Origin of the sequence: Armatimonas sp., from assembly GCF_031410135.1 — a bacterium.
In the GTDB taxonomy this organism is placed as follows: domain Bacteria; phylum Armatimonadota; class Armatimonadia; order Armatimonadales; family Armatimonadaceae; genus Armatimonas.
In genome coordinates this window covers 1-4,825 of sequence record NZ_JANNYP010000705.1, presented here as the reverse complement: position 1 = coordinate 4,825, position 4,825 = coordinate 1, and the positions used below count along the sequence as shown (strand labels likewise).

Sequence of the window (4,825 nt, the reverse complement as noted above, 5' to 3'; positions counted from 1 at the left end):
GTTCGCCCCCATCAGAAACAACACGGAGATGGTCGAGCGCAAGCCACTAGATAGCTGGGAGCTCTACACGCAGGCACTGCTCTGCTCCAATGAGTTCGTCTACGTCAGCTAACCCACAGCACACTCAAAACGGCGGAGCATTTTTGATGCTCCGCCGTTTTTTTATTGAAGAGTACAGAGCGATTTGCCATAATCAAATCATGACCAAAACGATCCCTGTTCTCTATGAGATTGAGGTCAATATTACACGATTGCTTGGAGCGGCTCTGACTTTACTCGCCGGGACTCCACTCTTTACGAAGCAATCCCTCCCTGAGGTAACCACTGAAGCATTTTTTGAGGCTGTCTATCGTGTGGAGGGGCAGAACCGTGCCCTTATCTTGAATAGCTCGCTCTCGGAAGACGTGATGCTGGTGATGCAACGAAACACACAGCGGGTGATGCAGCTTGCGGTTCTGGGGCGTATTGCCCAGCACCTGGAGCGTAGTCGTGATCTTCTGGCACCGGAGGAGTGTGTCATTGTTACTCAGTTCCTCGGTCCTGCCGCCGACTCGGTCTTTCTCTTGGGCACTCGTATCTTAGAGTATCTCCTCAATCCTAAAAAGACCGAATCACTGACTGTTGCACACCTTCCCTGGGAGCAGGTGATGGTGGATGGTGCTCTTCAGGCAGCACGGGCCGAGATCGCGGCAACCCGCACTCTCAGCCCTCTTGCACGACGCTACTCCCGCTCCACCCTCTGGGCATTCCAGGTAGCCTGTGATGCCATGCTAATCGTGGGTAGCCGCTAGAAACGCACGCCGACCCCAAGGCTCGCATGGCTGGCATTGATAGAGCTGTTTCCTAGCTTTGCATTTCCCATAGATGTGTAGCTTAGCTCTCCAAAGTAGCGCTTGCCAAAGTCCTGACCCACAAAGAGCCGCCCCCCCAAAACATCGGAAGACTCGGTGGTCGTGGTTGTGGTGACCTTCCCGTTTCTCATAGAAAGTGCGGTGTTGAGGCTAAAGCTCCCGATGCCTGCTCCATAGTAGAGGGCAGGATTGGAGGTAGAGCGAAGCTGGTACTGAAGCCCGATCCCCATGGCAGTTTCACTGCTGGTGACATCATCTCCATCAGAGTTGCCGTAGCTTCGGTTTTTCATCAGTCCTTGGGCAAAGACTCCCCAAGTGCCCTGCTTAAGGCCCCCAAGGGTATAGCTCAACATGCTTGCACTTGGGCTAGAGCTGAGGAATGTCTTTCCTGCCTGCTGTGTGGGGCTACCTATGCCAAGCTGAATCTGCCAGCGCTTGGTTTTGGTCTCCTGTGCCTGTGCACCCGTGGCGAGCAGCACCCCTGCGGCAGCTGCGATCATAACGAATTTCTGCATATCTTTTCTCCTAAAGCTTCTTTGTATTATCGTCCAAGTTACGATCTATGTAGAGATGCTTTGTGTCTATCTCTACTTTGTCGGGCTCGGCTTCATCTGTTTCTAAAACGACGCGACCTGGCTCATTTGTGACGATGTAGCTTTTTAGTCGCTCTTTTCCTTTCCAGAGCCCAAAGTCGAACCCACTGACAGGTCCTGCATCGGTTTCGTTGCCCTTGCCATCTGCGTATTTCTTGGTTGCTTGGTAGCGAACCGTGACACGGTAGAGACTGTCATTCGTCTCTTTCTTTGCCTCGGTGATTCGCAGATCGTAGAGGGTGATCTTCTCGAAGAGATCGCTGAGGAAGGTCTGGTCGCTGGCCGGAACCGTGGCTTTCAGTACCTCCATCAGCTCCAGCGAGTTTGTATAGGGCGGCTCCTGAAACGCGGTTTTCTTGACAAAGCCCGCCAGCGCCGCGTTGAGCTTCTCTTCCCCGATCCGGTCGGCGAGGGCGCAGAAGACAATCGCGCCCTTGGAGTAGTGTATGTACTGCTGGTGCTGCATACTTACCAGCGGGTTCTCCTCCTCGCGCTCAGAGCCACGGCCTCTCAGATAGCGATCCATATTGACCTTCAAGAAGCGTGCGAGGGCTTCTTCCCCGTAGGCTTTCTTGAGGGTCTGGAGAGCGCTGTACTCGGCGAGGGACTCGGAGAGCAGCTCACTGCCCGCGACATTTCCTCCGAGCACCTGGTGCGCCCACCACTGGTGCGCCACTTCATGCGCCGTCACGTAGAAAGGCACATCCAGCGCGTCTTTTTCTTTCCCTACTTTGAGGATAAAACCCAGACCCTCGGAGTAGGGCACGGTGTTGGGAAACGACTGCGCGAACTCCTGGTAGGCGGGGAACTCTAAAATGCGCATCTGCCGGAACTGGTAGGGGCTGAAGTTCTCCGAGCAGTAAGACAGCGCCGCTTTGGCACCCGCCATCATGCGCTCCAGGTTGTACTCGTGGCCGGGATGGTAGTAGATCTCCAGCGCCACTTTCTTGCTGCCATCTTTGCTCACCCAATGGTCTTTCTTGATGGTGTAGCGTGCGGAGACAAACGTAAAGAACTGGCGGATCGGCGCGTCCATCTTGTAGCGGAAGCAGCGCCGCCCACTCTCCTGCCACTCGCGCTCTAAGTAGCCGGGCGCGATCGCGATCTGGTCGGGGGCGGTGCGCACCGTGGCGGCAAAGTTCACCCAGTCAGCATCTACCCCCAGATAGGTGTTCTGGCGCGCGGCTAGATCGGTGGCAGGGGCCATACGCGGCTTGGGCGGGAGGCTCTGCTTGCGCCGCTCAGACTCATCGCTAAGCTCGCCGCCCTCCTGGTAGCCAAGCTGCGGGCAGGGCATGGTGAGAAACGTGCCGTTGGCGGCAATATCGGTGTTGGGACTCCCGTTGGCAAAGCCTGTCTTGTCGTAGGCCAGCGTGAAGGCCAGCGTGGTTGTCGCGCCGGGCACCAGTGGTTGCGCAAGTCTCAGCGTCCGAAAGCCCCGGTCTTTGTCGGTGATGTCGGGCGTCGCTGCCGCTCCCAGCGTGAGTGCTTTGACGGTAAAGTCAGGATCGGTCTGGATCACCAGCTCGGTGACGGGCTTGTTGGTCTTGTTCTTGAGCGTGAAGACGCCCTTGGACTCCCACTGCCCGCGCTCCGGCCAGAGCGTCACGTCCATCTCGACATCGGTGATGCGTGGCTGGGGGATTTTCGCGTAGCGTGCTTTATACTTCTGCTCAAACCCCACCCGCAGCTTGGTCTGCGCCTTCTGAGGTCGGTAGGTATGCTTCAGGTTGGTATTGACAAAGATCCAGCCCCCGACTGCCACAAAGCCCGCCGCGCACGTTACCGCAAGTGCTTTAGCAACGCGGGGAAGCTGCCCGATCTTCCAGCGTAGCGTAAGGCTGTCGTCCTTGCCGCGCACCCAGAGCTTGATGGCCGTGATGACGAAGAGTACCGAGGCCAGGAGCCAGTAGGTCGCAAACCAGAAAAACGGGAGCGTAAACGGCCCAAAACCGTTCATGTCCGAGAGCTTCACGCCGGGAAGGTCGCCAAAGAGATAGAGCTTGTGGTCGAGGCCCATGCTGGGAAGCGCGGAGGTGGCGATAAAGCTCACCAGCACCAGGGTGTGCCCTAGAAACTTCTGGTTGACCACGGTATGGATGAAAAACGCCAGCGCGGTGAGGCAGATAAGCGTCGGGTAGACCGTCCCAAAGAGATAGCGAAAGTAAATCCCTAGCTCAAAGTGAAAGTAGCCTTTTGCCGCCTGTACCCCGATCCCCGCTAAAACCAGCCCCAGAGTCAGTAGCGCCAGCACCAAAAGCAGCGCCACAAACTTTGCCAACGCGACCCGGTACGTCGGGACGGGCAGGGCATCGGCGATCTGATCCAGCTTCACGGTGCGCTCGCGCCAGGCAAGCTCGCCGGTGTAGAACGTGATGAGAATCAAAAAGAACAACATAAAAGAGCCCGAGACTTGCTCGACCATGACCCGCGTGACGGGGTAGATGGTGTTGTTGTTGTCGAGGAGCTTGTCGGCCATCCAGGCATTGGTGATCAGAAGCAGTGTCCCCGCCGCCGCGATTACCAGAAACGGGACGCTGCGGACGATGTCGCGGACGTAGAAGCGCAGGAGGGCGGGGAAGACATTCCCCCCTGATCCCTGCCCTGTCTGAACCCACCCGGCCTGAACCCACCCGCCTCGTTCCTCGGCACCCTCCCTTGGTTCAAGGGAGGGTCGGCGAGGGACGAGCCGGGGTGGGTTCGCCTTGGCCGAGAACTGGAAGAGGCGGAAGCCGAGGGCGAGCGTGCCAATGCCAACTCCCACCCAGAGCAGACGGTTGTAGAGCAGCGCCCCGGTGAGCGGCAGGAGCAGAGTGTTCTTCTCCGCCAGAGTCCAGTAGCGCGTGACCACGCTGGTCGAGGCAAGGCCAAACGGGTCAAAGAGCGAGGCAACCAGCCGGTTGTCCACGGAACCCAGCAGTGTTAGGGAGATAGCCCAGCCGACGAAGACCAGAACGCCCTGAAGGTAGATCGCCAGCAGGCTTCTCGTGAGCGTGCCGAAGACAAAGAACAGCGTCGAGAGAAAGAGCACGTTGGGCAGCAAGATCACCAAAAAGACATTGGCGTAGCTCTCGATACGAAATGCCCCGAGGCTACTTTTATCCACCCAGGGCATCAGGCTCCCAAAGATCACCCCGAAGAGCAGGCCCGAGTAGACGAAGAGCGTCACGACCAGCGCGCCAAAGAAACGTCCGAAGAAGTAGGCGGCGCGGCTCAGGCGTGTGGTGAAGAATAACTCGTGCGTCTGCGCCTCGAAGTCGCGGTAGATCGCGGTGCCCACTAAGGCGCTGGCGATCACGGCCCCGAATGCGCCCATGATCCCGACGATCTGGCCCAGCACGATGGGCGCATTCACTTTTACCTGCCCATCGCCGCCGCCGA

The 4,825-nt window shown here is 57.8% G+C and carries 3 protein-coding genes; 1 reads left to right on the top strand and 2 read right to left on the bottom strand.

Features of this window, described 5'->3' with window-relative positions; genetic code table 11:
• The first annotated feature begins 200 nt into the window (after positions 1-200).
• Positions 201-791, top strand: a complete 591-nt coding sequence (locus RMO15_RS25745) for a hypothetical protein (RefSeq protein ID WP_309719503.1) — start codon at positions 201-203, stop codon at positions 789-791.
• On the opposite strand, the gene RMO15_RS25740 is transcribed toward RMO15_RS25745, so the two are convergent.
• Complete coding sequence (locus RMO15_RS25740; RefSeq protein WP_309719500.1) at positions 788-1,366, bottom strand: outer membrane beta-barrel protein; 579 nt, start codon at positions 1,364-1,366, stop codon at positions 788-790. The two genes, RMO15_RS25745 and RMO15_RS25740, sit on opposite strands and share 4 nt — an antisense overlap.
• A 10-nt stretch (positions 1,367-1,376) precedes the next feature.
• Positions 1,377-4,825: M1 family aminopeptidase (locus RMO15_RS25735; protein ID WP_309719497.1), on the bottom strand; the 3,449-nt coding region annotated here is incomplete at its 5' end.